A 25,322-nucleotide genomic window follows, 5' to 3' on the forward strand; every position below is an offset into this window, starting at 1 on the left:
TTCGCAGCCGCTCCTGCAATGGGCACCCAGAGTTACCGGTACCTGTAGGATGGCGTGGAGCGCAGCGATACCCTTCGATCCGTGGCACCGACAGCATGGGTATCGCTTAGGCTCCACCCATCCTACGAGCCGGGTTCAGGTGGTAATCCAGCGCAGGGGCGTGGCCTCGTTGCGACCAGCCAACCGATACCCCGTCGTCGAACACCGCGTTGCCTCCGCGCAGCCCTTGCAACTCCCGCAGGCGGCCGGCTCGGGGGCGATCTTTTCCACCACGCCCATCGCCAGCAGTCGCTCCAGCAATGCCTCGAGTAAAGCCTTCGAGGCACCGAGGCGCTGGGCCAGGGTCGGCACGTCCGCCTCGCCCATCTCGCCGAGCAGGTTGCGCACCGCGATTGCCGTGGCCATCAGTGGCAACTCCCCGCCGGGGCCGGGCGCAGGTCACGCTCGCCCTCCAGCTCAAGACCACGCCGGCCGATCCAGCGCAGGATCAGGAACAGCACCAGGTTGAACGCCAGCACCAGGCCGATGGCCACCGCGCTGTACTGCGGATGCTGGGCGAAGCTGAAGACCTGGTAGCAGAGGGTCGCCAGCGAGTAGGCGACGTTGAGGCCCCAGAACACCGCAAAGGTCATCCAGCCGCGACCGCTCTCGCGGGTCAGCGCGCCGAGGGTCGCCACGCAGGGTACGTAGAGCAGCACGAATACCAGGTAGCTGTAAGCGGCCAACGGGCTGCCGAACTTGGCGGCGAACGTGCCCATGGAGCCCTCCTCCATCTCGCCGTCGGCCATGCTCGCGGCCACCGGGTTGGCCAGCACGCTGAGGCTGAACGAGTCGCGCAGGCCATCCAGGGTATCCGCGCCGGCCTGTTTCAGCTGGCCCCAGAGGTCGTAGCCGTCGGCATCGAAGGCTTCGCCTTGGATGTGTTCGGCGGTGTACAGGGTGTTCAACGTGCCGACCACCACTTCCTTGGCCAATGCGCCGGTGACCAGGCCAACCGTGGCCTGCCAGTTGTCCTCGTGTACGCCCATGGGTTTGAGCAGCGGGGTGACCTTGTGGCTGAGGCTGGCCAGCGCCGAGTCGGCGATGTCGCCTTGCACCGGGCGGCCGTCGAGGGTGACGCTGTTGAGGCCGCCGATCACCAGGCTGACCAGGATGATCACCGTCCCCGCGCGGACCACGAAGGCACGCAGGCGCATCCAGGTCTGCAGCAGCAGGCTGCGCAGGTGCGGCACGTGGTACAGCGGCAGTTCCATGACGAAGGGCGAGGCCTCGCCGCGCATCAGCGTGTGCTTGAGCAGCAGGCCGGTGAGCACCGCGACGACTATGCCCAGCAGGTACAGCGAGAAGATCGCCAGCGCGCCGTTCTGGCCGAAGAAAGCCGCGGCGAACACGGCGAAGATCGCCAGCCGCGCACCGCAGGACATGAACGGCGCCATCATCGAAGTCATCAGGCGCTCGCGCGGGTTGTCCAGGGTGCGGGTGCCCATGATCGACGGCACGTTGCAGCCGAAACCGACGATCAGCGGCACGAAGGACTTACCCGGCAGGCCGAGGGCCTGCATCAGGCGGTCCATGACGAAGGCCGCGCGGGCCATGTAGCCGGAGTCTTCAAGCAGGGCGAGAAACAGGTACATCAGGCCGATCTGCGGAATCAGCGGCAGCACCGCGTTGATGCCGCCGCCCAGGCCCTGGGCCAGCAGCGCGGTCAGCCAGTCCGGCGCACCCGTCCGCGCACCCAGCCACTGGATGCCGTCGATGAAGAGTGCCGAGGAGCCCTGGTCGAAGATCGGCTGCAGCGCACCGCCCAGGGTAATCGCGAAGAAGAACATCAGGTACATGACGAGGAGGAACACCGGGATACCCAGCCAGCGGTTCAGCGCGACGCTATCCAGCAATTGGGTCAGGCGATGCGGCGCGGCCTGGCGGTGGTTGCTGGCGCGCTCGCAGAGTTCGCCGATCAGCCGGTAGCGCGCATCCACCAGCAGCAGTTCCGGGTCTTCGCCGCAGGCACAGCGGATCGCGTCGCGGGCGGCCAGCAGGCTCGCCGGGTCGAGCTTGAGCTGGCGGGCGCTGTGCAGGTCGCCTTCCAGCGCCAGCAGGGCCATCCAGGCCTGGGTCGGCGGTGCGTCAGCGGGCAGCAGCTGGGTGACGGCGTTGCGCAGCGCGGCGGGATACGGCACGTGCAGCGGCGGCTGTGCCGTCACGCCATCGATGGCGTCCTTCAGTGCGTCGATGCCTTCGCCACGGGTCGACACCAGCGGCACCACCGGGCAACCCAGTGCCTGCGCCAGCGCCTCGCGGTCGATGTTCAGGCCCTGGGTGCGGGCGATGTCGAGCATGTTCAGCGCCACCACGCAGGGCAGGCCCATCTCGCGCAGCTGAACAGTGAGGTAGAGGTTGCGTTCCAGGTTGGTGGCGTCCACCACGTTGACCAGCACGTCGACTTCGCCATCGACAATGCAGCGCCGGGCGATCTGCTCGTCCAGCGAGGCCTGGGTCGACAATGTGGTCAGCGAATAGGTACCGGGCAGATCCACCAGGCGCACGCTGTGGCGCGCGGTGCGGAAGCTGCCTTCCTTGCGCTCCACGGTGACGCCAGCCCAGTTGCCAACGCGCTGGCGCGAGCCGGTGAGCTGGTTGAACAGGGTGGTCTTGCCCGCGTTGGGGTTGCCGATCAGGCCGATGCGCAGCTCAGTCATGGCGGCTCAGTCCTGCACTTCTAGCTGGAGGAACGCCAGGTCGCGGCGGCGCAGCACCAGGCTGCACTGGCGGGTATCCACCTGCACCGGATCGCCCAGCGGCGCTACGCGGCGCACCTGCAATTCAGCGCCGGGCAGCAGGCCCATGGAGAACAGTCGCTGGCGGAAGGCGGCGCCGATCCCGGGCCGGTAGCCGGCGATGCGGTACCGGCGTTGCGCTTGAAGATCGTGCATGGGGAGCCTCCGGGGCGAATGATCGAACAAGGAGAGAATCGGAATGACTCTCATTTGTTAGCGATTATTCGCCTCGAAGCCGGCCCTGAAACTGATTCAAGACAAGAATTGCCGTTACTACCCCCAAAGAGGGATGGCCAGAAAAAAGCCCCCGGACCTGTCGGTGCGGGGGCTTTTCTTCGGCAGGACAATCAGCGGGTGCTGATCTGCTGCTGGAGGTTCTGCATCTGCTGCTGCAGGGTGTTGATGTTGCGCATGACCTGGATGCGGAACACGTCGAACTCCTTGGTATCGCTGCTGGCCTGGCCCTGACGGCCATCGACCTCGGCGCGCAGCAGCATCAGGTCGTCCTGAAGGCTCTTGATCGCCTGGCTCTGATTGCCCTGCTTCTTCAGGTTGGCGATCTCGGTGTTCAGCGCCTGGATCTGCTGGTTGGCGGCGGTCAGATCAGCCTGCACGTTCTTGAACTTGGCCTGTTCATCAGTGATGGACTTGAGCTTGACGTCGAGCTGCTGCATCAGCAGCGCGGCGCTTTCCTGCTGGGCCTTGAGGTCGGCGCTGACCTGCGCCAGGCGCTTGCCCTGGGCGCCGTCGAATTCCGACAGGGACGTCTGCTGCGCCTTGGCCTGCTCGGCCAGGCGGCCCTGCAGCTGCTTGACCTGCAGCTTCAGCGCCTCGCGGTCGGTCATGCCGTTGGATTCGTTGGCGACGAACTTGCCGCGGATGTCGTCCAGGCGACCGGCGGCTTCCTCGCTGATCTTGGCGAAGCTTTCCTGGGTGGCGATCAGTTGCTGTTCCATCAGCAGCAGTTGCTGATGGCTCCACCAGCCCACGCCGGCCAGGGCGATGGCCATGGCCGCGACCAGCGCCCACAGCGCACCGGTACCGCCACCGCGTTTCACCGCCTGGGGCACGGGGCGACCGTTGGGCTCGACCACGCGGCGCGGGTGATGACCGAACTCGTCGCGGTCGGCGGCGTCGGTGGAAAGGTGGGGCACATCATCGAATTCGTCGAACGTGTCGTTACGCATGGAATGAACCTGTGGGGATAAAGCGGCGTGTTGCCTGCGCAGGGCGCAGTATATCCGTTCGCGTGACGCTCAGAGCAGCGTGCCATCACAGGGCGTCACGCACCTCGTCGGCGCACAGAAGACCCGTGACGGAGGTCGCAGTTCCCCAGGCGACCCGCCAATAGTGGCTTTGCGACATCGTGGCACGCCCCTTGCTCCCGCTCCAGGTACTTGGCGCCGCTTTGGCGCCCTTCGCGGGGAGGAAGTCGGGTGATCGAACTCAACAAGGCCATCCTGGATTGCATGCGCGAACTGCGCCGCCGTCTGCGTGAAGAACAGGCACTGGAGATCCAGTACCAGCAGAGCGACGCCATCGAGCGGATGCTCCGCGCCTGCGCCGACTCAACGCGGGAAGAAACGCGCCAGCTGGGCGAGCGCCTGAGCGAGCTGAGCGGCGTAAAGCTGCCCCGCGTGGTGCAGGAACCGAGCTTCCTGCCAGTGCAGGGCAGTGGCGACCAGCAGTACTCCGGGCCGCTGCGGGGCGGCGCTCGACGCTGACCGAGCCTCGAAAGCGTAGGGCGGATAACGCTGGCGCGTTTTTCGTCCTGCACGCTGCGGAGTTGATCCTGCAGGAGCGTGCCATGCGCGATCGCGGGCATGGCCCGCTCCTACAGGTAGAGCCAACCGTCAGACGCCGCGCAACCGCCACCAGTCGCAGAACTCATCCAGCGCATCCCACAGGCTCGCCTGCGGGTCGTAGTCGAGGTACTGGCGGGCGCGGGAGATGTCCAGGGAGAAGTCCTTGGCCATCACCGCCATCCCCAGGCGATGCAGGGTCGGTTCCGGGCGGCCGGGCAGGACCTTGCACACGCCCTCGTTGAGCAGCGCCAGGTTATAAGCCAGCCCGTAGGGCATGTGGCGCTCCACCGGCTGCATGTCCAGCCGGCGCAGCACATAGTTCACCACGTCCCACAGCGGCAGCGGCTGGCCGTTGCTGATGTTGTAGGCTTGGCCGAGCGCTTCTTCGCCCGCCATCAGGCTGGCGAACAGCGCGTCGTTGAGGTTCTGGATACTGGTGAAATCGACCTTGTTCAGGCCCTGGCCGATGATGCGCAGGCGGCCCTTGCGGTGCGCGGCGATCATCCGCGGGAAGATGCTGGTGTCGCCGGCGCCGGTGACGAAGCGCGGGCGCAGCGCCAGCACTTCCAGGCCGAATTCCTGGGCGCCGAGGGCGACCAGCTCGGACTGGTACTTGGTCGATCCGTAGTGGTTGGCGAAGCGCTTGGGCACCTGCTGCTCGGTGATGCCGACATGGGACTGGCCATCGAAGTAGATCGACGGCGAGGACAGGTGCACCAGCCGGCGCACCTTCTGCTTGAGACAGGCCTCGACCACCGACTCGGTCATGGTCACGTTGGCCTGGTGGAAGTACGCCTGGCTGCCCCACACACCCACCGCACCGGCGCAATGCACCACGGCATCGACGCCGCTGCACAGCGCGCGGACCAGTGCCGGGTCCGACAGGTCGCCCGCCATGAACTCGGCCCCGCGTGCCACCAGCGGCTGCAGCGCCTCTTCGCGGCGTCCGTTCACCCGAACCGCCAGCCCCTGTTCCAGGGCAAAACGGGCAAAACGCCCGCCAATGAACCCGCTGGCTCCGGTGACCAGAATCTTCATGCACGCCACTCCCGTTCTTATAGTCCGGCGACTCTAGCAGGCGCCGTACCGTACTACTCTGGCCTTGCACGCCAGAAACGAATCCTTGCAGACCGCGCCGCTGCGCCAGGGTTGCACGACTTGCGATCGGCGACATGCGCCGGGTGGTTGCGACTACCCTTTGAGGCACGCAGTTTTCTCAAGAGGCCACACCATGAGCAAGCCCCACTGGATGATCTACGGCGCCAACGGCTACACCGGCCGGCTGGTGGCCGAGCAGGCGCAGCGCGAAGGCCTGAAGCCGGTCCTCGGCGGCCGCAACCCGGCCAGCCTGCATGCGCTGGGCAGTTCACTGGGCCTGGAATGCCGGGTGTTCGACCTGAACGACAGCGCCGCCGCCCTGGCCGCGCTGGAAGATGTCGGCGTGGTCGCCAACTGCGCAGGGCCCTTCTCCGCCACCGCCGCGCCGATGATCGAGGCGTGCGTCGCCAGCGGCGCGCATTACGTGGACATCACCGGGGAGATTTCCGTCTTCGAATACGCCCACGGCCTCGACGAAGTGGCGCGCACGGCGGGCGTGGTGATCTGCCCCGGCGTCGGCTTCGACGTGATCCCCACCGACTGCGTCGCCGCCTGCCTGAAGGAAGCCATGCCCGACGCCGCGCACCTGGCATTGGGCTTCGACAGCGGAAGCGGCCTCTCGCCGGGCACCGCCAAGACCACCGTGGAAGGCCTCAAGCTGGGCGGCAAGGTGCGCGAGGCCGGGCGCCTGCGCGACGTGCCGCTGGGCTACAAGCGCCGCGACATCGACTTCGGCCGAGGCCTCAAGCATGCGGTAACCATCCCCTGGGGCGACGTGGCAACGGCCTACTACTCCACCGGCATCGGCGATATCGAGGTCTACCTGCCGGTGCCGCCGGCCGCCGCCATCGGCATGCGGGTGATGGACAGCCTGCGCCCGCTGCTGGGCCGCGACCGCGTGCAGGACTGGCTCAAGCAGCAAGTGGACAAGCGCGTCGATGGCCCCAACGAACTGGCCCGCAGCAAGCTGCGCACCTGGGTCTGGGGCGAAGTGCGCAACGCCCGTGGCGAACGCCGCACCGCACGGCTGGAAACGGCCAACGGCTACGACGTGACCATCCACGGCGTGCTCTTCGCGGTGCGCCACCTGCTGGCCAACCCCAACACGGTCGGCTACTTCACTCCGTCGAAACTCTTCGGCGCGCGCTGCATCGAGCAGTTGCCGGGCAGCGGCAGCATCGTCATTCGCGGCTGATCGGCACCATGAGCCCCGGCGCCTTCGCCAGCAGGTGCCGGGTCAGCGCGGCGAGCAATTCGCCGCCGTTGCGCCAGTGGTGCCAGTAAAGCGGCACGTCGATCACCTGCCCCGGCAGCATGTCCACCAGCTCGCCGCGCTCCAGTTCGCCGCGCACCTGTTGCTCCGGCACCAGACCCCAGCCGAGGCCGCCGCTGGTCATGCGCACGAAGCCTTCGGAAGACGGACACAGGTGGTAGCTGAAGTGGCCGTCGACGCCGAGGTCCTTCAGGTAGCGGTGCTGCAGTTGATCGTCCGGGCCGTAGACGATGGCCGGGGCGCGGACCAATCCGGCAGGCGTCACGCCCCTCGGGAAGTGCCGGGCGATGAATTCCGGGCTGGCCAGCCCGCGATAGCGCATGGCGCCCAGCGGCTCGCAGCGCCCGCCTGCCACCGGGCGCGGACTGGCGCAAACGCAGCCGGCCACCTCGCCCGCGCGCATGCGCTTGAGGCCGACCTCCTGATCCTCGACCACCAGGTCCAGCAGCACGTGGCGCTCGCCGCAGAAATCGCCGACCGCATGGGCCCACCAGGTGGCCAGGCTGTCGGCGTTCAGTGCCAGGCGCAGGCGCTCGGGTGCCGCGCCGTCGTCCAGGGCGGGAACCCATTGCTGCAGATCGCCCTCCAGCAGCCGCACCTGCTGCACATGGTTGAGCAGGCGTTGACCGAGATCGGTCGGTTGCGGCCGCGCCGCGCGCACCAGCACCGGCTGGCCGACCCGCGCTTCAAGCAGCTTGATGCGCTGGGAAATGGCCGACTGCGATAGCCCCAGCACCTGGGCGCCGCGCTCGAAACCGCCCTGCTCCACCACGGCGGCCAGGGCGGCAAGCAGCTTGTAGTCGAACATAATCAGTTTCCCTAATGAGATATCAGCAGTATTGGTTTTTCTTATACAGGTCAAAGCCGGACAATCGCCAGCATTCCCACTCTTTATGGATTGCCCACCATGGCTGGCGAAACCTCCCTGGCCGCGCTGCTGCGCGACATGACCCCGGTGCTCAACGACGGCGAGTACGTCTTCTGCACCCTGCCCGACGGCCAATTGCCAGCCGGACTGCAACCGCTGGGCAGCTTTCGCGAAAGCGAGGGGCTGACGCTGATCCTGTCGCGCGCCGAAGCCGAACAAGCCGGGCTGGCCTTCGACTACGTCGCCGCCTGGCTGACCCTGGAAGTGCACTCGGCGCTGCAGGCGGTCGGTCTCACCGCCGCCGTGGCCGGCGCCCTTGCCAGGGCCGGAATCAGCTGCAACGTGATCGCCGCCTGGTATCACGACCACCTGTTCGTCGCCTACGCCGACGGCCCGCGAGCGCTGGACGTGCTGCGCGCCCTCGCCCGCAACCCGGAAGGAGCCTGAATCATGTGGCAGAGCTACCTCAACGGTGTACTGGTCGCCGCCGGCCTGATCATCGCCATCGGCGCGCAGAACGCCTTCGTCCTCGCCCAGAGCCTGCGCCGCGAACATCACCTGTCAGTGGCCGCGCTGTGCGTGCTGTGCGACGCCATCCTGGTCAGCGCCGGGGTGTTCGGCCTGGCCAAGGTCCTCGCCGAGAACCCGACGCTGCTGGCCATCGCGCGCTGGGGCGGCGTCACCTTCCTGGTCTGGTACGGCCTCAAGGCACTGCGTCGTGCAGTCGCACCCGAAGCCATGGCCGACGCCCAGGAAACCGGCCCGCGCTCGCGCCGCACCGTGCTCATGGCAGCGCTGGCGGTGACCCTGCTCAACCCCCACGTGTACCTCGACACCGTGCTGCTGATCGGCTCACTCGGCGCCCAGCAGGCAGCGCCCGGCGCCTACGCCATGGGCGCCGCCAGCGCCTCGCTGCTGTGGTTCTTCACCCTGGCCTTCGGCGCCGCGTGGCTTGCGCCATGGCTGGCGCGGCCGGCCACCTGGCGCCTGGTGGACCTGATGGTCGCGGTGATGATGCTGGGCATGGCCGCGCAACTGGTGTTCGCCAGCTGATCTCCGGCCCGCCGAAGGAAGCTTTTCGAACGACGTTCCGTCATCCCGGTCTGTGCATAGTGAGCGTCGCGCTCCGACGCAAGCCGCTATGCAGGGCCTTTGCCCCTACAGTTGCTGCGTGGATATGCCGCAGGTCGGGTGCTATGATCGGACCTTCGTGGCGCCGGCGGGCTCTGAGCCTTCCGGACGCAACTGGCGCGCTGCCTGCCCCTTGATGGGGCGCATTGCAGCTACGCCCGGATGCCGCGACAAACATCGAACCGGCCCCGTGTACCGGTCGCGCGCACGTCGCGCTAGCCCAGACTGAGTGAGATAGGAGAGAGACCATGGCTTTCGAATTGCCGCCGCTGCCTTACGCGAAGAACGCCCTTGAGCCGCACATTTCCGCGGAAACCCTGGAATTCCACCACGACAAGCACCACAACACCTACGTCGTGAACCTGAACAACCTGGTTCCGGGTACCGAGTTCGAAGGCAAGAGCCTGGAAGACATCGTCAAGACCTCTTCCGGCGGCATCTTCAACAACGCCGCCCAGGTGTGGAACCACACCTTCTACTGGAACTGCCTGAGCCCCAACGGCGGTGGCCAGCCCACCGGCGCCCTGGCTGACGCCATCAACGCTGCCTTCGGTTCCTTCGACAAGTTCAAGGAAGAGTTCAGCAAGACCTCCATCGGCACCTTCGGCTCCGGCTGGGGCTGGCTGGTGAAGAAAGCCGACGGCTCCCTGGCCCTGGCCAGCACCATCGGTGCCGGCTGCCCGCTGACCAGCGGCGACACCCCGCTGCTGACCTGCGACGTCTGGGAACACGCCTACTACATCGACTACCGCAACCTGCGTCCGAAGTACGTCGAGGCGTTCTGGAACCTGGTCAACTGGGACTTCGTGGCCGAGCAGTTCGCTGCCTGAATGTACCCTGTCTGATACGAAAACCCGGCCTCGCGCCGGGTTTTTTCGTAATGGGCGCGTAACACCTTCGTGTCAGCTAACCTGAAAGGCCGGTACAGTCACGAAACACAACGATGGCCCTTTGACGTCATTGCGCCAATTGCCAATACTCAGCCCCAGTCGTTCGCCCCTGGCGAGAAACAAGGAACGCCCTTGAAACTGGATCCCCGGCACAGCCTCTCCCTCAAGCTGCTGCGAATGGTATTGCTCGCGGCCCTCGTGGTCGGGGTGGTACTCAGCTGTGCCCAGATCGTCTATGACGCCCACAAGGCGCGCCAGGCCGTACACAACGATGCCCAGCGCATCCTGGCGATGGTCCGCGATCCCTCTACCCAGGCCGTCTACAGCCTCGACCGCGATATGGCGATGCAGGTCCTCGAAGGCCTGTTCCAGCACGAAGCCGTGCGCTACGCCGCCATCGGCCACCCCGACGAACCCATGCTGGCGGAGAAATCCCGACCGCTGCTGGACTCCAGCACCCGCTGGATGACCGACCCGATCCTCGGCGCCGAGCAGAACTACTCCATCCGCCTCGCCGGCCGCGGCGGCTCCAACGAGTACTACGGCGACCTGAAGATCACCCTCGACACCGCGCCCTACGGCGACGACTTCGTCGCCACCTCGGTGATCATCTTCATCTCCGGCATCCTCCGCGCCATGGCCCTGAGCCTGGTGCTGTTCATGGTCTACCACTGGCTGCTGACCAAGCCGCTGTCGAAGATCATCGAGCACCTCGCCTCCATCAACCCGGACCGCCCCAGCCAGCACAAGCTGCCGATGCCCGACGGCCACGAGAAGGACGAGCTGGGTCTATGGGTGAATACCGCCAACCAGCTGCTGGCCTCCATCGAGCGCAATGGCCACCTGCGCCGGGAGGCCGAAGACAGCCTGCTACGCATCTCCCAGTACGACTTCCTCACCGGCCTGCCCAACCGCAAGCTGCTGCAACAGCGCCTGGACCAGATCCTCGAGGGCGCTTCGCGCCTGCAACGCCGCGTCGCCGTGCTCTGCCTGGGCCTGGATGACTTCAAGGGCATCAACGAGCAATACAGCTACCAGTTCGGCGACCAGTTGCTGATCGCCCTCGCCGACCGCCTGCGTACCCGCAGCGCGCACCTCGGCGCCCTGGCACGGCTGGGCGGCGACCAGTTCGCCCTGGTCCAGGCCGACATCGAACAGCCCTACGAAGCGGCGGAACTGGCCCAGCAGATCCTCGACGACCTGGAAGCCCCCTTCGAGCTCGACCAGCACCTGGTGCACCTGCGCGCCACCATCGGCATCACGCTGTTCCCCGAGGACGGCGAGACCACCGAGAAGCTGCTGCAGAAAGCCGAGCAGACCATGACCCTGGCCAAGAGCCGTTCGCGCAATCGCTACCAGTTCTACATCGCCAGCGTCGACAGCGAGATGCGTCGACGCCGCGAGCTGGAGAAGGACCTGCGCGAGGCACTGGCACGCAACGAACTGCACCTGGTGTATCAGCCGCAGGTGGATTACCGCGATCACCGCGTGGTCGGCGTGGAAGCACTATTGCGCTGGCAGCACCCGACCCAGGGCTGGGTCGCGCCGGACCTGTTCATTCCGCTGGCGGAACAGAACGGCAGCATCTTCAGTATCGGCGAATGGGTGCTCGACCAGTCCTGCCGCCAACTGCGCGAATGGCACGACCAGGGCTTCGACGACCTGCGCCTGGCGGTCAACCTGTCCACCGTGCAGCTGCGCCACAACGCCCTGCCGCGAGTGGTCAGCAACCTGCTGCAGATGCACCGCTTGCCGCCGCGCTCGCTGGAACTGGAAGTCACCGAGACGGGCCTGATGGAGGACATCTCCACCGCCGCCCAGCACCTGCTCAGCCTGCGCCGCGCAGGCGCCTTGATCGCCATCGACGACTTCGGCACCGGCTACTCCTCGCTGAGCTACCTGAAGAGCCTGCCGCTGGACAAGATCAAGATCGACAAGAGCTTCGTTCAGGACCTGCTGCTGGACGACGATGACGCCACCATCGTTCGCGCCATCATCCAGCTGGGCAAGAGCCTGGGCATGCAGGTGATCGCCGAGGGCGTGGAGACGGTCGAGCAGGAGGCCTACATCATCGCCCAGGGCTGCCACGAAGGTCAGGGCTACCTCTACAGCAAGCCGCTGCCGGCGCGCGAACTGACGCTCTACCTCAAGCAGGCGCGGCGCCTGGCCGAAGCGGCCGGCGGCAATCCCAACGGCTCCGTCGAGCGCCATTGATTCCCTGATACCGCGCCCTGCGCGCGATCGCAGGCAAGGCCCGCTCCTGCACGCCAATTCCCTTCTGCTGGCGACTTGCTGGCCCCTTGATCGAGCGGCGCCATCGATCTCTCTTTTCAAAAATGCAAATCTTTCGCATTATGTTGCGGATTTTCTTGCGCAGTCCTTTTTACGTGCGCCTCCTCTCCATGCAAAGGAACCCGTCATGACTCGTATGCCCTGGGCCACTGCCAGCCTGCTCGCCATCGCTATCTCCCTCGCCGGCTGCGGCGATGACAAGAAAGCCGAAGCCCCCGCCGCCGCCGCTCCGGCTGCCAGCACCCAGAGCACTGCCCCGGCAGCGGCTGCCAAGGTCGACGAGGCCGCGGTCAAGGCCGTGGTGAAGAACTACCTGGACATCGCAGAAGCCACCTACGGCGACGCCCTGACCACCGCCAAGGCCCTGCAGACCGCCGTCGATGCGCTGATCGCCAAGCCCAGCGAAGAAACCCTGAAGGCCGCCCGCGAAGCCTGGATCGCCTCCCGCCCGTCCTACTCGCAGAGCGAAGCCTTCCGCTTCGGCAACTCGATCATCGACGACTGGGAAGGCGCGGTTAACGCCTGGCCGCTGGACGAAGGCCTGATCGACTACGTCGCCAAGGACTACCAGCACGCCGAAGGCAACGCCGGCGCCAGCGCCAACATCGTCGCCAACACCGAGATCCAGGTCGGCGAAGACAAGATCGACGTCAAGGAAATCACCGGCGAGAAGCTCAAGGGCCTGAACGAGCTGGGCGGTTCCGAAGCCAACGTCGCCACCGGCTACCACGCCATCGAATTCCTCCTGTGGGGCCAGGACCTGAACGGCACCAAGCCGGGCGCGGGCGACCGCAAGTACACCGACTACGCTCAGGGCAAGGACTGCACCAACGGTCATTGCGACCGTCGCGCCGCCTACCTGAAGGCCGTCACCGACCTGCTGGTTTCCGACCTGGAAGAAATGCACGGCAACTTCAAGGCCGGCGTCGCCGACAACTACCGCGCCAAGGTCGAGGCCGACACCGCCGAAAACAACCTGCGCAAGATGTTCTTCGGCATGGGTTCCCTGTCCCTGGGCGAGCTGGCCGGCGAGCGCATGAAGGTCGCGCTGGAAGCCAACTCCACCGAAGACGAGCACGACTGCTTCAGCGACAACACCCACAACACCCTGTTCTTCAACGCCAAGAGCATTCGCAACATCTACACCGGCGAATACAAGCGTACCGACGGCAGCGTCGTGAAGGGCCCGAGCCTGTCCGACCTGGTCGCCAAGGCTGACGCCCAGGCCGACACCGACCTGAAGGCCGACCTGGCCAACACCGAAGCCAAGATGCAGGTCATCGTCGACCGTGCCGAGAAGGACGGTGTGCACTTCGACCAGATGATCGCTCCGGAAGACAAGGACGATCAGCAGAAGATCCGCGACGCCATCGCCTCGCTGGTCAAGCAGACCGGCGCCATCGAGAAGGCCGCCACCGCGGTCGGCGTGCAGGACCTGAAGCCGGACAACGCCGATCACCAGTTCTGATCCGCCTGTCCTGACGGCTGAAAGTGCTGCGGCTCCACGCCGCAGCCACCTGCAAGCCTCTGCAAAGCCCCGCACTGCGGGGCTTTGTCATTTCCGGGCGGCAAACGATGTCGTTCTCAAATACAAATTTTTCATATTTGCATTTGACGCCCCTGCTACCATGGCGCGCTGCCATCTACCGCTCTGGAACCCCGCCAATGCTCCACCGCCGTACCGCCCTGTGCCTTGTGCCGCTGCTGTCTGCCCTCGCCCTTGCCGCGTGCAAGCCGGAGACCTCCCAGCATGCCGTGGCCGAGCCTGGCGAAGCACTCTCCGGCGGCGCCACCACGGTGAAACAGAGCGATCGCAACGCCTATTCCATGCCCTCGGGCAACCTCACGCCGAGTCGCCGCCTGGACTTCGCCGTGGGCAACAGCTTCTTCCGCAATCCCTGGGTGATCGCGCCGACCACCACCACCGCGCGCGACGGCCTCGGCCCACTGTTCAACACCAACGCCTGCCAGAACTGCCACATCAAGGACGGTCGCGGCCATCCGCCGGAGATCAACGACGTCAACGCCGTGTCGATGCTGGTGCGCCTGTCGATCCCCGCCGGCGCCGCCGACGTCGAAACCATCAAGCGCCTGGGCGTGGTGCCCGAGCCGGTGTACGGCGGCCAGTTCCAGGACTCGGCCATCCCCGGCGTCGCGCCCGAGGGCAAGGTGCGGGTGGACTACGAGCCGGTGAAGGTGAGCTTCAAGGACGGCACCTTGGTCGAACTGCGCAAGCCCAAGCTGCTCATCAGCGACCTGGGCTACGGCCCGATGCACCAGGACACCCTGTTCTCCGCCCGCATCGCCCCGCCGATGATCGGCCTGGGCCTGCTGGAGTCCATCAGCGAGGCGGACATCCTCGCCAACGCCGAGCTCCAGGCCAAGGGCAGCGACGGCATCCACGGCCGGCCGAACCGGGTCTGGGACGACGAGAAACAGGCCACAGTCCTCGGCCGCTTCGGCTGGAAGGCCGGGCAACCCAACGTCGCCCAGCAGAACGCCCACGCCTTCTCCGGCGACATGGGCCTGACCAGCGACCTGCTGCCCAGCGATGACTGCACCAAAGCCCAGGTCGACTGCCGGAACGCCATCGACGGCGGCAAGCCGGAAGTCAGCCAGCACATCTTCAACCAGGTCGCCTTCTACGCCCGCAACCTCGCGGTGCCGGCGCGGCGCAAGGTCGACGACCCGCAGGTGCTCACCGGCAAGGGCCTGTTCTTCGATTCCGGCTGCGCCAGCTGCCACACGCCCAAGTTCACCACCGGCGCCAATGCCGCCGAGCCGGAACTGGCCAACCAGGTCATCCGCCCCTACAGCGACCTGTTGCTGCATGACATGGGCGAGGGACTAGCGGACAATCGCCCGGAATTTCTTGCCAGCGGCCGCGACTGGCGCACGGCGCCGCTGTGGGGCATCGGCCTGACCGAGACGGTCAACGGCCACACCCAGTTCCTGCATGACGGCCGCGCCCGCAACCTGCTCGAAGCCGTGCTCTGGCACGGCGGCGAAGCCGAAGCGGCCAAGCAACGCGTACTGAATTTCGACGCCGGGCAGCGCGATGCCCTGCTGGCGTTCCTGAACTCACTCTAAGGAGCCGAGCCCACCATGTTCCGCCCCCGACTGTTGATCACCAGCCTTGCCATCGCCCTGGGCGCCTGCTCGCCCACCGACCCGCAGGCCACCACCAGCGCCACGCTGGCCCAGCAGGTGATCCTGCCGACCTACAGCCGCTGGGTCGACGCCGACCGCGCGCTGGCCGCCAGCGCCCTGGCCTACTGCCAGGGCAAGGAAGACCTGACCAAGGCCCGCGCCGACTTCATGGCTGCGCAGAAGGCCTGGGCCGAGCTGCAGCCGCTGCTGGTCGGCCCGCTGGCCGAGGGCAACCGCTCCTGGCAGGTACAGTTCTGGCCGGACAAGAAGAACCTCGTGGCGCGCCAGGTCGAGCAACTGCTCAACAGCGGTAACGCGATCTCCCCGGCGACCCTGGATAAATCCAGCGTCGTGGTGCAGGGCCTGACCGCCTACGAATACATCCTCTACGACGCCAAGATCGACCTCGCCAACGCCGAGACCAAGGCGCGCTACTGCCCGCTGCTGGAAGCCATCGGCAGCCACCAGCAGGCGCTGGCGGAGAGCATCCTGGCGCAGTGGAAGCAGGACGGCGGCATGCTCGCCCAGCTCTCCAAGTTCCCCAACGAGCGCTACGCCGATGCCCACGAGGCCATCGCCGAGCTGCTGCGGGTACAGGTCACCGCGCTGGACATGCTGAAGAAGAAGCTCGGCACCCCGCTGGGCCGCCAGAGCAAGGGCATCCCGCAGCCGTTCCAGGCTGAAGGTTGGCGCAGCGACATGTCGCTGGCGAGCCTGGACTCCAGCCTGACCGGCGCCCAGGCGCTGTGGGACGGCACCGACAAGAAGGGCCTGCGCGCCCTGCTGCCGGCCGAACAGAAAGAGCTGGCCGGCAAGATCGACGCCGCCTACGCCGACGTCCACGGCAAGCTGAAGGCGATCAACCAGCCGCTCAGCGAGCTGCTCAAGAACGAAGCCGGCCTCAAGCAGCTGAACGACCTGTACGACAGCCTCAACGTCGTCCACCGCCTGCACGAAGGCGACCTGGCCAAGGCCCTGGGAGTGCAGCTGGGGTTCAACGCCAACGACGGGGATTGATTCGATCTACTGCGCGTCGGCCATGCGTCGTTGGGACGGTGCGTCGGATTGCTCATTGGCTGGAGCCAACTCCGCATCCGCCGCACCATCCCGCCTAGCCTGGCTCTAGCTCGCAAGATCGATGGGATGCAGGAAGTGATAGAGGTGAAAGCCATGTTGCGACGTCACGTGATCGGCCTGGGCAGCCTGCTGCTCGGCGCCCTGACCTTCGGCGGCTGGACGCTGTCACGCAAGGGCAAGGAGCCCCTGGTGCTGTCCGCCCGTGACGACGCGGATGGCAAGCACTATGCCGTGGGCTATCGCCTGGACGGCAGCTGCGCCTTCGCCACCGAAGTCGGCCTGCGCTGCCACGACGTGGTGCAGCACCCCAGCCTGCCGCTGGCGCTGTTCGTCGCCCGCCGCCCCGGCCGGCAAAGCTACCTGATCGACCTGAATGACGGCCGCCTGCTGCAGACCGTCGATTCGCAGGCCGACCGCCACTTCTACGGCCACGGCGTTTGGCACAAGGACGGCGAGTGGCTCTACGCCACCGAAAACGACACCACCGATCCGGGTCGCGGCCTGCTCGGCGTGTACCGCTTCGATGGCGAGCGCCTGAACCACACCGGCGAGGTTTCCACCCACGGCCTCGGTCCGCACCAGGTGTCCTGGATGCCCGATGGCGAAACCCTGGTGGTGGCCAACGGCGGCATCCGTACCGAAGCCGAAAGCCGCGTTGAGATGAACCTCGACGCCATGGAGCCGAGCCTGGTGCTGATGCAGCGCGACGGCGCGCTGATCTCCAGGGAAACCCTGCCGCAGCAGATGAACAGCGTGCGCCACCTGGCCATCGCCGCGGACGGAACCATAGTCGCCGGCCAGCAATACATGGGCGACTCCCATGACCGCGCCGACCTGCTCGCCATCAAGCGCCCCGGCGAGGCCTTCCAGGCCTTCCCGCTGGCCGACGAGCAGCGCCTGGCGATGACCCAGTACACCGCCAGCGTCGCCGTGCACAACGACCTGCGCCTGGTCGCCCTGACCGCCCCGCGCGGCAACCGCTTCTTCATCTGGGACCTGGACTCCGGAGCCGTGCGCCTGGACGCGCCGCTGCCCGACTGCGCCGGTGTCGGCGCGGTGAAGGACGGCTTCGTCGTCACCTCAGGCCAGGGCCGCTGCCGCTTCTACGACTGCCGCAGCGAGCGCATCGCCGGCACCCCGCTGGACCTGCCCCCGGCCTTCTGGGACAACCACCTGCACCTGGCCTGAACAGGATCGGTGAACGCTGGTTGAGCACCGGCATTCCCTTGCAGGAGCGGGCCACGCCCGCGATCGCGCGCATGGCGCGCTCCTACGGGTGTGCTCAGTCGCTCACTCGACATTCGCCAGAACGCCCGTCCCAGAGCATCTGAAACCTCTACCACTCGTCTCCCTGGACTCAGGAAGACACCCATGCGGCCGATGCAAAGGCTGACCGATTCCCACCCTGCGTCTTAGAGGCGTAAACCAAGATGTCCCCCAACACTTCCCTGCGTACCCAGATCCTTTCGCTGCTGGGCGGCAGCCTGCTGCTCGTGCTGCTGATCGCCCTCGCCTGCTTCCACTTCCTCTCCGGCAGCGTCGGCGCGTACCAGCGCCTGCTGGACGGTCCGCTGCAGTCCTCGCAACTGGTCGACCAGGCGAACCTGGCCTTCAAGGTCCAGGTGCAGGAATGGAAGAACGTCCTGCTGCGCGGCCAGCAGCCGGCTGATCTGACCAAGTACTGGGGCCAGTTCGAGGACCAGGAACGCGCCGTGCAGGACGTGCTCGGTCGCCTGGAGCAGAACGCCGCCGCCGAGCCGCAGCTCAAGGCCCAGGTCAGCCGCCTGCGCGACGAACACCGCCAGCTCGGCCAGGCCTACCGCAAGGGCCGCGACGCCTACCTCGCCGCCGGCAGCGACCCACGCGCCGGTGACGCCGCGGTGAAAGGCATCGACCGCGCCGCCAGCGAGCAGATGGCCGCCCTGGTGGACAGCCTGCACCGCGATGCCCAGGAAGAAGCCGGGAACATCTCCGCCAGCGCCCACAGCACCGTCATCAGCGGCAGCCTGATCCTGCTGATCTCCGGCATCGCGCTGGGCCTGCTGAGTCTGTGGCTGGTCAACCGCAACCTGATCGGCCCGATCGCCCGCCTGATCGAACACATCGCCCAGCTCAGCGAAGGCAACTTCGGCGAGCGCGTCGACGCCAGCCGCCGCGATGAACTGGGCCGCCTGGCCCGCGCCGCCAATACCCTGCGCGACTTCCTGGCCGAGACCTTCACCCGCCTGAAACACAGCACCACCGAACTGGACACCGCCAGCGGCGAGCTGAACGCCATCGCCACCCTGATGGCCGAAGGCACCCGCGAGCAGTTCTCGCGCACCGACCAGGTGGCCACGGCGATGCACGAGATGTCCGCCACCGCCCAGGAAGTCGCCCGCCACGCCTCCGACGCCGCGCGCGCCGCCGACGATGCCGACCAGCACGCCCAGGAAGGCGGCGAAGTGATGAAGACCACCATCGTCACCATCACCGAGATGAGCAATGAGATCGCCAACACCGCCGAAGTCATCCGCCGCCTGGAAAGCGACAGCGGACGCATCGGCAAGGTGCTCGAAGTGATCCGCGGCATCGCCGACCAGACCAACCTGCTGGCCCTCAACGCCGCCATCGAGGCCGCCCGCGCCGGTGAAGCCGGCCGTGGTTTCGCCGTGGTCGCCGACGAGGTCCGCACCCTGGCCCAGCGCACCGCCGAGTCCACCGCCGAGATCCACCAGATCATCGATACCGTGCAGACCGGCTCGGTGAACGCCCTGCGCGCCATCGAGAGCGGCCAGACCCGCAGCGAACAGGGCGTGGAGCGCGTCACCCAGGCCGGCGAAGTGTTGCGCAGCATCACCCATGCGGTGGAAGCGATCCGCGACATGAACCGCCAGATTGCCACCGCCGCCGAGGAGCAGACTTCGGTCGCCGAGGACATCTCGCGCAACCTCACCGAGATCACCGCCATCGGCGCCACCAACGAGGAAAACGTGGTGCGTACCCAGGGTGCAAGCCGGCATTTGCACGGCCTCTCCGGTGAACTGGCGGACGTCACCCGCAAGCTCAGCGCCTGATCCACTTGTGCCACAGGGATGTGGCACCCTTCCCGGACCCGTCTGCTGCACCGATTCAGCGCGTATCTGCGGCAAACAACCTTACTTTTCGTGGGAAACCTCTTGTAATCGCAGGCCTTTGACTCGCCGCGCATTCAGGCATAAGGTGCGCAATTCCGCCCCGCAATGGGGCGTCCCCCGTATCGGCTTCAAAGCCTGATCGATATCTGCGCGAACGGAAGGCCGCCCGGCAACTTGTGGGCGAGCGATCGCGCCCGATTGCTGCCAGGCACGTACCAAGGAACAGGAAGATGTTGCGCCGCATGCTGATCATGCTGGGCGTAGTTGCCGTCATCGTTGCGGTGCTCGCCGGCTCGAAATACCTCTCCATCAAGAAACAGATCGCCATGTTCTCGGCGCCGCGTCCGCCGGTGAGCGTGAACGCAGCCAACGCCGAAGAGCGCGACTGGCAGAGCCGCCTGCAGGCCATCGGCACCTTGCGCGCGATCCAGGGCGTGACCCTGACCGCCGAGGTTTCCGGTACGGTCAGCGCGGTGCAGTTCGTCTCCGGCGACAAGGTCAAGGTGGGTCAGCCGGTGGTGCAACTCGAATCCGATGTCGAGCAGGCCACCCTGCGCACCGCCGAAGCGGACCTCGGGCTGGCCCAGGTCGAGTACGAGCGCGGCAAGAGCCTGGTGGGCCGCCAGGCCATTTCCAAGAGCGAGTACGATCGCCTCGCCGCCCAGCTGAACCGCTCCACCGCCACCGTCGCGCAACTGCGCGCGGCGCTGGCGAAGAAGCGCATCCTCGCGCCCTTCTCCGGCACCATCGGCATCCGCCAGGTGGACGTCGGCGACTACGTTTCCCCGGGCACCGAGATCGTCACCCTGCAGGACCTGACGACCCTGCAGGTAGACTTCTTCCTGCCCGAACAGGACTTCCCGCTGCTCAAGCGCGGGCAGAAAGTCGTGGTGCGCGTGGCGGCCTATCCGGGCCAGAGCTTCGACGCGCAGATCGACGCCATCAGCCCGCGCGTGGACAACCAGACGCGCAACCTGCTGGTCCGCGCCAGCATGGCCAACCCCGACGGCAAGCTGCTGCCGGGCATGTTCGCCAACCTGGAAGTGCAGCTGCCGGACAGCGCGCCGCGCATCGTGGTGCCCGAAACCGCGGTGGCCTTCACCCTGTACGGCAACTCGGTGTACGTGGTGGTGCCGCACAAGCCCAAGGACGGCGAAAAGGCGGAAGACGCCAAGGCCGACGCGCCGAAGCTGGATGTCGAGCGCCGCTTCGTGAAGACCGGCGAACGCCGCGAAGGCAGCGTGGTGATCCTCGAGGGCCTGAAGGCCGGCGAAGAAGTGGTGACCTCCGGCCAGCTCAAGCTGGACAACGGCACCGCCGTGGCCATCGTCAAGGACCCGCAGTAATCGCACAGGCGGCGCGCCGCTGAATCAGCGCGCGCCCACAGGCCCCGCCGTACATCGGCCGGCGCCCGCAACAAGGGATTGAGAGCATGTTTACCGATCCGTTCATCCGTCGCCCCGTGCTGGCGACCGTGGTCAGCCTGCTGATCGTCCTGCTCGGCATGCAGGCCTTCAGCAAGCTGGTGATCCGCGAATATCCGCAGATGGAAAACGCGCTGATCACCGTCACCACCTTCTATGCCGGCGCCAACGCCGAAACCATCCAGGGCTACATCACCCAGCCGCTGCAGCAGAGCCTCGCCAGCGCCGAAGGCATCGACTACATGACCTCGGTGAGCCGGCAGAACTACTCGGTGATCTCGATCTACGCGCACATCGGCGCCAACTCCGATCGCCTGGTCACCGAGCTGTTGTCGAAGATCGGCGAGGTGAAGACCCAACTGCCGCCCGACGCGGAAGACCCGGTGCTGGACAAGGAAGCCGCCGACGCCTCGGCGCTGATGTACATCAGCTTCTTCAGCGAGCAGATGAACAACCCGCAGATCACCGACTACCTGTCGCGGGTGATCCAGCCCAAGCTCGCCACCCTGCCGGGTATTTCCGAAGCCGAAATCCTCGGCAACCAGGTGTTCGCCATGCGCCTGTGGCTGGACCCGGTGAAGATGGCCGCCTACGGCATCACCGCCGGTGACGTGGCCGACGCGGTGCGCCAGTACAACTTCCTCTCCGCCGCCGGCGAGGTGAAGGGCGAAATGGTGGTCACCTCGGTGAACGCCTCCACCGACCTGAAATCCCCGGAAGCCTTTGCCGCCATTCCGCTGAAGACCGCTGGCGACCGCCGCGTGCTGATGGGCGACGTGGCGCGCATCGAACTGGGTGCGGCGAGCTACGACGCGGTCAGCTCGTTCAACGGCATCCCGTCGGTGTACATCGGCATCAAGGGCACGCCCAGCTCCAACCCGCTGGACGTGATCAAGGAAGTCCGCGCCAAGATGCCGGAGCTGGAAGAGCAGCTGCCGCCGGGCCTGCAGGTGTCCATCGCCTACGACGCCACGCGCTTCATCCAGGCGTCCATCGACGAGGTGGTGAAGACCCTGGGCGAAGCGATCCTGATCGTAATCGTGGTGGTGTTCCTGTTCCTCGGCGCGTTCCGCTCGGTGATCATCCCGGTGGTGACCATCCCGCTGTCGATGATCGGCGTGCTGTTCTTCATGCAGGTGATGGGCTACTCGATCAACCTGCTGACGCTGCTGGCCATGGTGCTCGCCATCGGCCTGGTGGTGGACGACGCCATCGTGGTGGTGGAGAACATCCACCGCCACATCGAAGAGGGCAAGTCGCCGTTCCAGGGCGCCATCGAAGGCGCGCGGGAAATCGCCGTGCCGGTGGTGACCATGACCATCACCCTGGCCGCGGTGTACGCCCCCATCGGTTTCCTCAGCGGCCTGACCGGCGCGCTGTTCAAGGAGTTCGCCTTCACCCTGGCCGGCGCGGTGATCATCTCCGGCATCGTCGCGCTGACGCTGTCGCCGATGATGTGCTCGCGCCTGCTGCGCCACGACGAGAACCCCAGCGGCCTGGCCCATCGCCTGGACCTGATCTTCGAGGGCCTGAAGGTGCGCTACCAGCGTGCCCTGCACGGCACGCTGAACAGCCGCCCGGTGGTCGTCGTCTTCGCCCTGCTGGTGCTGGCGATCATCCCGCTGCTGATGATGTTCACCCACAAGGAACTGGCGCCGGAGGAGGACCAGGGCATCGTCTTCATCATGGCCAACGCGCCGCAGACGGCGAACCTCGACTACCTGTCGAAGTACACCGCCGAGTTCGAAGGCATCTTCCGCAAGTTCCCCGAGTACTATTCGGCGTTCCAGATCAACGGCTACAACGGCGTGCAGACCGGCATCGGCGGCATGCTGCTCAAGCCCTGGGACGAGCGCGACCGCAGCCAGATGGAGCTGCTGCACGCGGTGCAGGGCGAGCTGGACAAGATCCCCGGCCTGCAGATCTTCGGCTTCAACCTGCCGTCGCTGCCGGGCACCGGCGAGGGCCTGCCGTTCCAGTTCGTGATCAACACCGCCAGCGACTACCAGTCGCTGCTGCAAGTGGCCGAGCGGGTGAAGAAGCGCGCGGAGGAGTCGGGCAAGTTCGCCTTCCTCGACCTCGACCTGGCCTTCGACAAGCCGGAACTGGTCGTCGATATCGACCGCGCCAAGGCTGCGCAGATGGGCGTGTCCATGCAGGACCTGGGCGTCGCTCTGGGCGCCCTGCTGGGTGAGGGCGAGATCAACCGCTTCACCATCGACGGGCGCAGCTACAAGGTGATCGCCCAGGTCGAGCGCGCCTACCGCGACAACCCGGGCTGGCTGAACAACTACTACGTGAAGAGCCAGAGCGGCCAGCTGATCTCGCTGTCCACCCTGGTGACCTTCCACGAGCGCGCGCGCCCGCGCCAGCTCAACCAGTTCCAGCAGCTCAACTCGGCAATCATCTCCGGTGTGCCGATGGTCAGCATGGGCGAGGCCATCGACACGGTGCGCGGCATCGCCGAGCAGGAGTCGCCGCGCGGCTTCTCCTTCGACTACGCCGGCGCCTCGCGGCAGTTCGTGCAGGAAGGCAGTGCGCTGATGATCACCTTCGCCCTGGCACTGGCGGTGATCTTCCTGGTGCTGGCGGCGCAGTTCGAGAGCTTCCGCGATCCGCTGGTGATCATGGTCACCGTGCCGCTGTCGATCTGCGGTGCGCTGATCCCGCTGTTCCTTGGCCTGTCGAGCCTGAACATCTATACCCAGGTCGGGCTGGTGACGCTGATCGGGCTGATCAGCAAGCACGGCATCCTCATCGTCGAGTTCGCCAACCAGTTACGCCATGAGCGCGGGCTGTCGGTGCGCGAGGCCGTGGAGGAAGCCGCGGCGATTCGCCTGCGCCCGGTGCTGATGACCACTGCGGCCATGGTGCTCGGGGTGATCCCGCTGCTGCTCGCCACCGGCGCCGGCGCGGTGAGCCGTTTCGACATTGGCGTGGTGATCGCCACCGGCATGAGCGTGGGTACGCTGTTCACCCTGTTCGTGCTGCCCTGCGTGTACACGCTGCTGGCCAAGCCGGACAAGAAACCCGGCGAAGCCACCGCGCCGGCTCCGGCGCACTGAAAAAAAGCCCCGCTGATGCGGGGCTTTTTCGTTGAGCAGCTCCGCCACCGGTACATCCGGATCTGCCGTGCAGGATGGGTGGAGCGCAGCGATACCCATGCTGCCGGTGGACGAGATCGATGGGTATCGCTTCGCTCCACGCCATCCTACGTCGGGGCCCGCCTGCAGGATCGGCACGCCAGTTCGTCATCTGAGTGGTCTTCTGACAGACCATTCATACGCATATTTCGACCGCCCACGCCTTTATCTCAGCGCTGATACACAACCTCTAAATTCCCCATACACGCATCACGTATCCCTGCGCGCCATTCGCCGGGAATCTCCGGCTCAACGTCGGAACCCGCCATGCCGGCAAACGCCCCAAGCCCAGGCTTCACCCTGGTCGAACTGATGGTCACCCTGGCCGTCCTGGCCATCCTCTCAACCCTGGCCGCGCCGATGTTCGGCGACCTGATCCAGCGCAACAAGGTCGACGCCGCCAGCGGCGAACTGGCTCACCTGCTGCAATACGCCCGCAGCGAGGCCATCACCCGCGCCAGCGCGGTGACGGTCACCGCCAGCAGCGGCAACTGGGTCGGTGCGCTGAGTGTCGCCACCAGTAGCGAAACCCTGCGCCAATACGGCAGCGAGGGCATCAACGGCGGCAGTGCGGTGACCGCCACTGGCAGCGCCAGCAGCCTGACCTTCCGCGCCGCCGGCACGCTCAATGGCGCTGCACAGAGCATCCGTCTGTGCCCCAGCAGCGGCAGCAGCAGCGGCCGTCTGCTGAGCATCTCCAGCAGCGGGCAGATCACCAGCACCACCACGGAGTGCTCGTCATGAGACGCGCCCACCGAGGTTTCAGCCTGCTGGAAGTGCTGATCAGCCTGCTGCTCGTCAGCGTCGGCGCCCTGGGCATGGCGGCACTGCAAGGCAAGAGCCTGCGTTACACGCAGGATGCGGTGCAGCGCAACGAAGCGATCATGCTCGCCCAGCAGTTGCTCGAGCAGATGCGCAGCAATCCCAAGGATGCCTTGAGCGCCACCCACCAATTCAGCAGCAGCTCGGCCTACTACAAGGTCGCCGGCACGGCCTTCGCCACCACTTCGCGCAGCGATTGCGCCACTCGCGAGCGCGGCAATGGCGGCTCCGACGTGGCGAAAGCCGATCTCGCCTGCTGGCTACAAGCGGTGCAGGCGACGCTGCCGGTGACCAGCTCGATCCTCAGCGCCAGCTTCACCATCTGCCCCAGCCAGTCCGATGGCGCGTGCAGCAACGACGCCAGCTCCGCCGTGCTGATCCAGCTGGCCTGGAACGACCCCAGCGGCCAGTGCGACAACAACCTGTGCATCTACCGCCTGCGCGGCGAACTCTGAG

General features: G+C 66.4%; 21 protein-coding genes and 1 pseudogene. 16 read left to right on the forward strand and 6 right to left on the reverse strand.

Translation table 11 applies throughout. From position 1 onward, the window contains the following. Window positions 1–135 precede the first annotated feature (135 nt). The 4 genes from IB261_RS25010 to IB261_RS25025 form a co-directional block, all read right to left on the reverse strand. Window positions 136–405: a FeoC-like transcriptional regulator gene (locus IB261_RS25010; protein ID WP_081516365.1), complete on the reverse strand. Its 270-nt coding sequence runs from the start codon at window positions 403–405 to the stop codon at window positions 136–138. Beyond that, on the reverse strand, window positions 405–2,699 hold the full coding sequence (gene feoB / locus IB261_RS25015) for a Fe(2+) transporter permease subunit FeoB (RefSeq protein ID WP_192380929.1): 2,295 nt from the start codon (window positions 2,697–2,699) through the stop codon (window positions 405–407). The genes IB261_RS25010 and feoB overlap by 1 nt, the downstream gene beginning before the upstream one ends. 6 nt (window positions 2,700–2,705) lie before the next feature. Then, complete coding sequence (feoA, locus tag IB261_RS25020) at window positions 2,706–2,933, reverse strand: ferrous iron transporter A (RefSeq protein ID WP_192380928.1); 228 nt, start codon at window positions 2,931–2,933, stop codon at window positions 2,706–2,708. Window positions 2,934–3,124: 191 nt separating this feature from the next. Continuing rightward, window positions 3,125–3,964, reverse strand: coding sequence for a kinetochore Spc7 family protein (locus IB261_RS25025; RefSeq protein ID WP_151188296.1), 840 nt, complete (start codon window positions 3,962–3,964; stop codon window positions 3,125–3,127). 252 nt (window positions 3,965–4,216) lie between these two features. Here IB261_RS25025 and IB261_RS25030 point away from each other — a divergent pair, with 252 nt between their 5' ends. Next, on the forward strand, window positions 4,217–4,501 hold the full coding sequence (locus IB261_RS25030) for a hypothetical protein (RefSeq protein ID WP_318653037.1): 285 nt from the start codon (window positions 4,217–4,219) through the stop codon (window positions 4,499–4,501). A 129-nt stretch (window positions 4,502–4,630) separates the two neighbouring features. On the opposite strand, the gene IB261_RS25035 is transcribed toward IB261_RS25030, so the two are convergent. After that, complete coding sequence (locus tag IB261_RS25035; RefSeq protein ID WP_192380926.1) at window positions 4,631–5,620, reverse strand: NAD-dependent epimerase/dehydratase family protein; 990 nt, start codon at window positions 5,618–5,620, stop codon at window positions 4,631–4,633. Between the two features lie 193 nt (window positions 5,621–5,813). Between IB261_RS25035 and IB261_RS25040 the strand changes: the two genes are divergently transcribed. Beyond that, complete coding sequence (locus tag IB261_RS25040; protein WP_192380925.1) at window positions 5,814–6,875, forward strand: saccharopine dehydrogenase family protein; 1,062 nt, start codon at window positions 5,814–5,816, stop codon at window positions 6,873–6,875. Here IB261_RS25040 and IB261_RS25045 read toward each other — a convergent pair. Next, window positions 6,862–7,767 (reverse strand): LysR family transcriptional regulator ArgP, encoded by a 906-nt coding sequence (locus tag IB261_RS25045; protein WP_139791484.1) that lies wholly within the window; start codon window positions 7,765–7,767, stop codon window positions 6,862–6,864. The genes IB261_RS25040 and IB261_RS25045 overlap by 14 nt on opposite strands. A 93-nt stretch (window positions 7,768–7,860) precedes the next feature. Here IB261_RS25045 and IB261_RS25050 point away from each other — a divergent pair, with 93 nt between their 5' ends. The 14 genes and pseudogenes from IB261_RS25050 to pilV all read left to right on the forward strand — a co-directional run bounded on the left by IB261_RS25050 (window position 7,861) and on the right by pilV (window position 25,321). Next, window positions 7,861–8,268: an ACT domain-containing protein gene (locus IB261_RS25050; protein ID WP_192380924.1), complete on the forward strand. Its 408-nt coding sequence runs from the start codon at window positions 7,861–7,863 to the stop codon at window positions 8,266–8,268. Between the two features lie 3 nt (window positions 8,269–8,271). Continuing rightward, window positions 8,272–8,874 carry a LysE/ArgO family amino acid transporter gene (locus IB261_RS25055; RefSeq protein ID WP_081516374.1) on the forward strand — a complete coding sequence of 201 codons (603 nt, stop codon included), beginning with the start codon at window positions 8,272–8,274 and terminating at the stop codon, window positions 8,872–8,874. Between the two features lie 326 nt (window positions 8,875–9,200). Continuing rightward, the gene (locus IB261_RS25060; RefSeq protein WP_045211147.1) at window positions 9,201–9,782 is read left to right on the forward strand and encodes a superoxide dismutase; all 582 of its coding nucleotides are present in this window, start codon (window positions 9,201–9,203) and stop codon (window positions 9,780–9,782) included. A gap of 192 nt (window positions 9,783–9,974) precedes the next feature. Further along, window positions 9,975–12,056 carry a putative bifunctional diguanylate cyclase/phosphodiesterase gene (locus tag IB261_RS25065; protein WP_081516375.1) on the forward strand — a complete coding sequence of 694 codons (2,082 nt, stop codon included), beginning with the start codon at window positions 9,975–9,977 and terminating at the stop codon, window positions 12,054–12,056. 205 nt (window positions 12,057–12,261) lie between these two features. Then, entirely contained in the window at window positions 12,262–13,602 is a 1,341-nt protein-coding gene (locus tag IB261_RS25070) for an imelysin family protein (RefSeq protein WP_138215918.1), read from the forward strand. Between the two features lie 197 nt (window positions 13,603–13,799). Further along, window positions 13,800–15,224, forward strand: coding sequence for a di-heme oxidoreductase family protein (locus IB261_RS25075; protein WP_192380923.1), 1,425 nt, complete (start codon window positions 13,800–13,802; stop codon window positions 15,222–15,224). A 15-nt stretch (window positions 15,225–15,239) separates the two neighbouring features. Continuing rightward, window positions 15,240–16,301, forward strand: coding sequence for an imelysin family protein (locus IB261_RS25080; RefSeq protein WP_184596262.1), 1,062 nt, complete (start codon window positions 15,240–15,242; stop codon window positions 16,299–16,301). Window positions 16,302–16,454: 153 nt separating this feature from the next. Beyond that, window positions 16,455–17,549 carry a DUF1513 domain-containing protein gene (locus tag IB261_RS25085; RefSeq protein ID WP_081516446.1) on the forward strand — a complete coding sequence of 365 codons (1,095 nt, stop codon included), beginning with the start codon at window positions 16,455–16,457 and terminating at the stop codon, window positions 17,547–17,549. A 725-nt stretch (window positions 17,550–18,274) separates the two neighbouring features. After that, window positions 18,275–18,484 (forward strand): annotated as a pseudogene (locus IB261_RS25090) (methyl-accepting chemotaxis protein); the annotation flags it as partial. Between the two features lie 228 nt (window positions 18,485–18,712). Then, window positions 18,713–19,417, forward strand: coding sequence for a methyl-accepting chemotaxis protein (locus IB261_RS25095; protein WP_412548371.1), 705 nt, complete (start codon window positions 18,713–18,715; stop codon window positions 19,415–19,417). Between the two features lie 290 nt (window positions 19,418–19,707). Beyond that, window positions 19,708–20,823: an efflux RND transporter periplasmic adaptor subunit gene (locus tag IB261_RS25100; RefSeq protein ID WP_081516380.1), complete on the forward strand. Its 1,116-nt coding sequence runs from the start codon at window positions 19,708–19,710 to the stop codon at window positions 20,821–20,823. A gap of 86 nt (window positions 20,824–20,909) precedes the next feature. Continuing rightward, window positions 20,910–23,966 carry a multidrug efflux RND transporter permease subunit gene (locus IB261_RS25105; RefSeq protein WP_192380922.1) on the forward strand — a complete coding sequence of 1,019 codons (3,057 nt, stop codon included), beginning with the start codon at window positions 20,910–20,912 and terminating at the stop codon, window positions 23,964–23,966. Between the two features lie 345 nt (window positions 23,967–24,311). Then, window positions 24,312–24,788 carry a GspH/FimT family pseudopilin gene (locus IB261_RS25110; RefSeq protein ID WP_081516447.1) on the forward strand — a complete coding sequence of 159 codons (477 nt, stop codon included), beginning with the start codon at window positions 24,312–24,314 and terminating at the stop codon, window positions 24,786–24,788. Next, on the forward strand, window positions 24,785–25,321 hold the full coding sequence (gene pilV, locus IB261_RS25115; RefSeq protein WP_192380921.1) for a type IV pilus modification protein PilV: 537 nt from the start codon (window positions 24,785–24,787) through the stop codon (window positions 25,319–25,321). The genes IB261_RS25110 and pilV overlap by 4 nt, the downstream gene beginning before the upstream one ends. Window position 25,322 lies beyond the last annotated feature (1 nt).

Origin of the sequence: Pseudomonas sp. PDM20 (genome assembly GCF_014852575.3) — a bacterium.
GTDB lineage: Bacteria > Pseudomonadota > Gammaproteobacteria > Pseudomonadales > Pseudomonadaceae > Pseudomonas.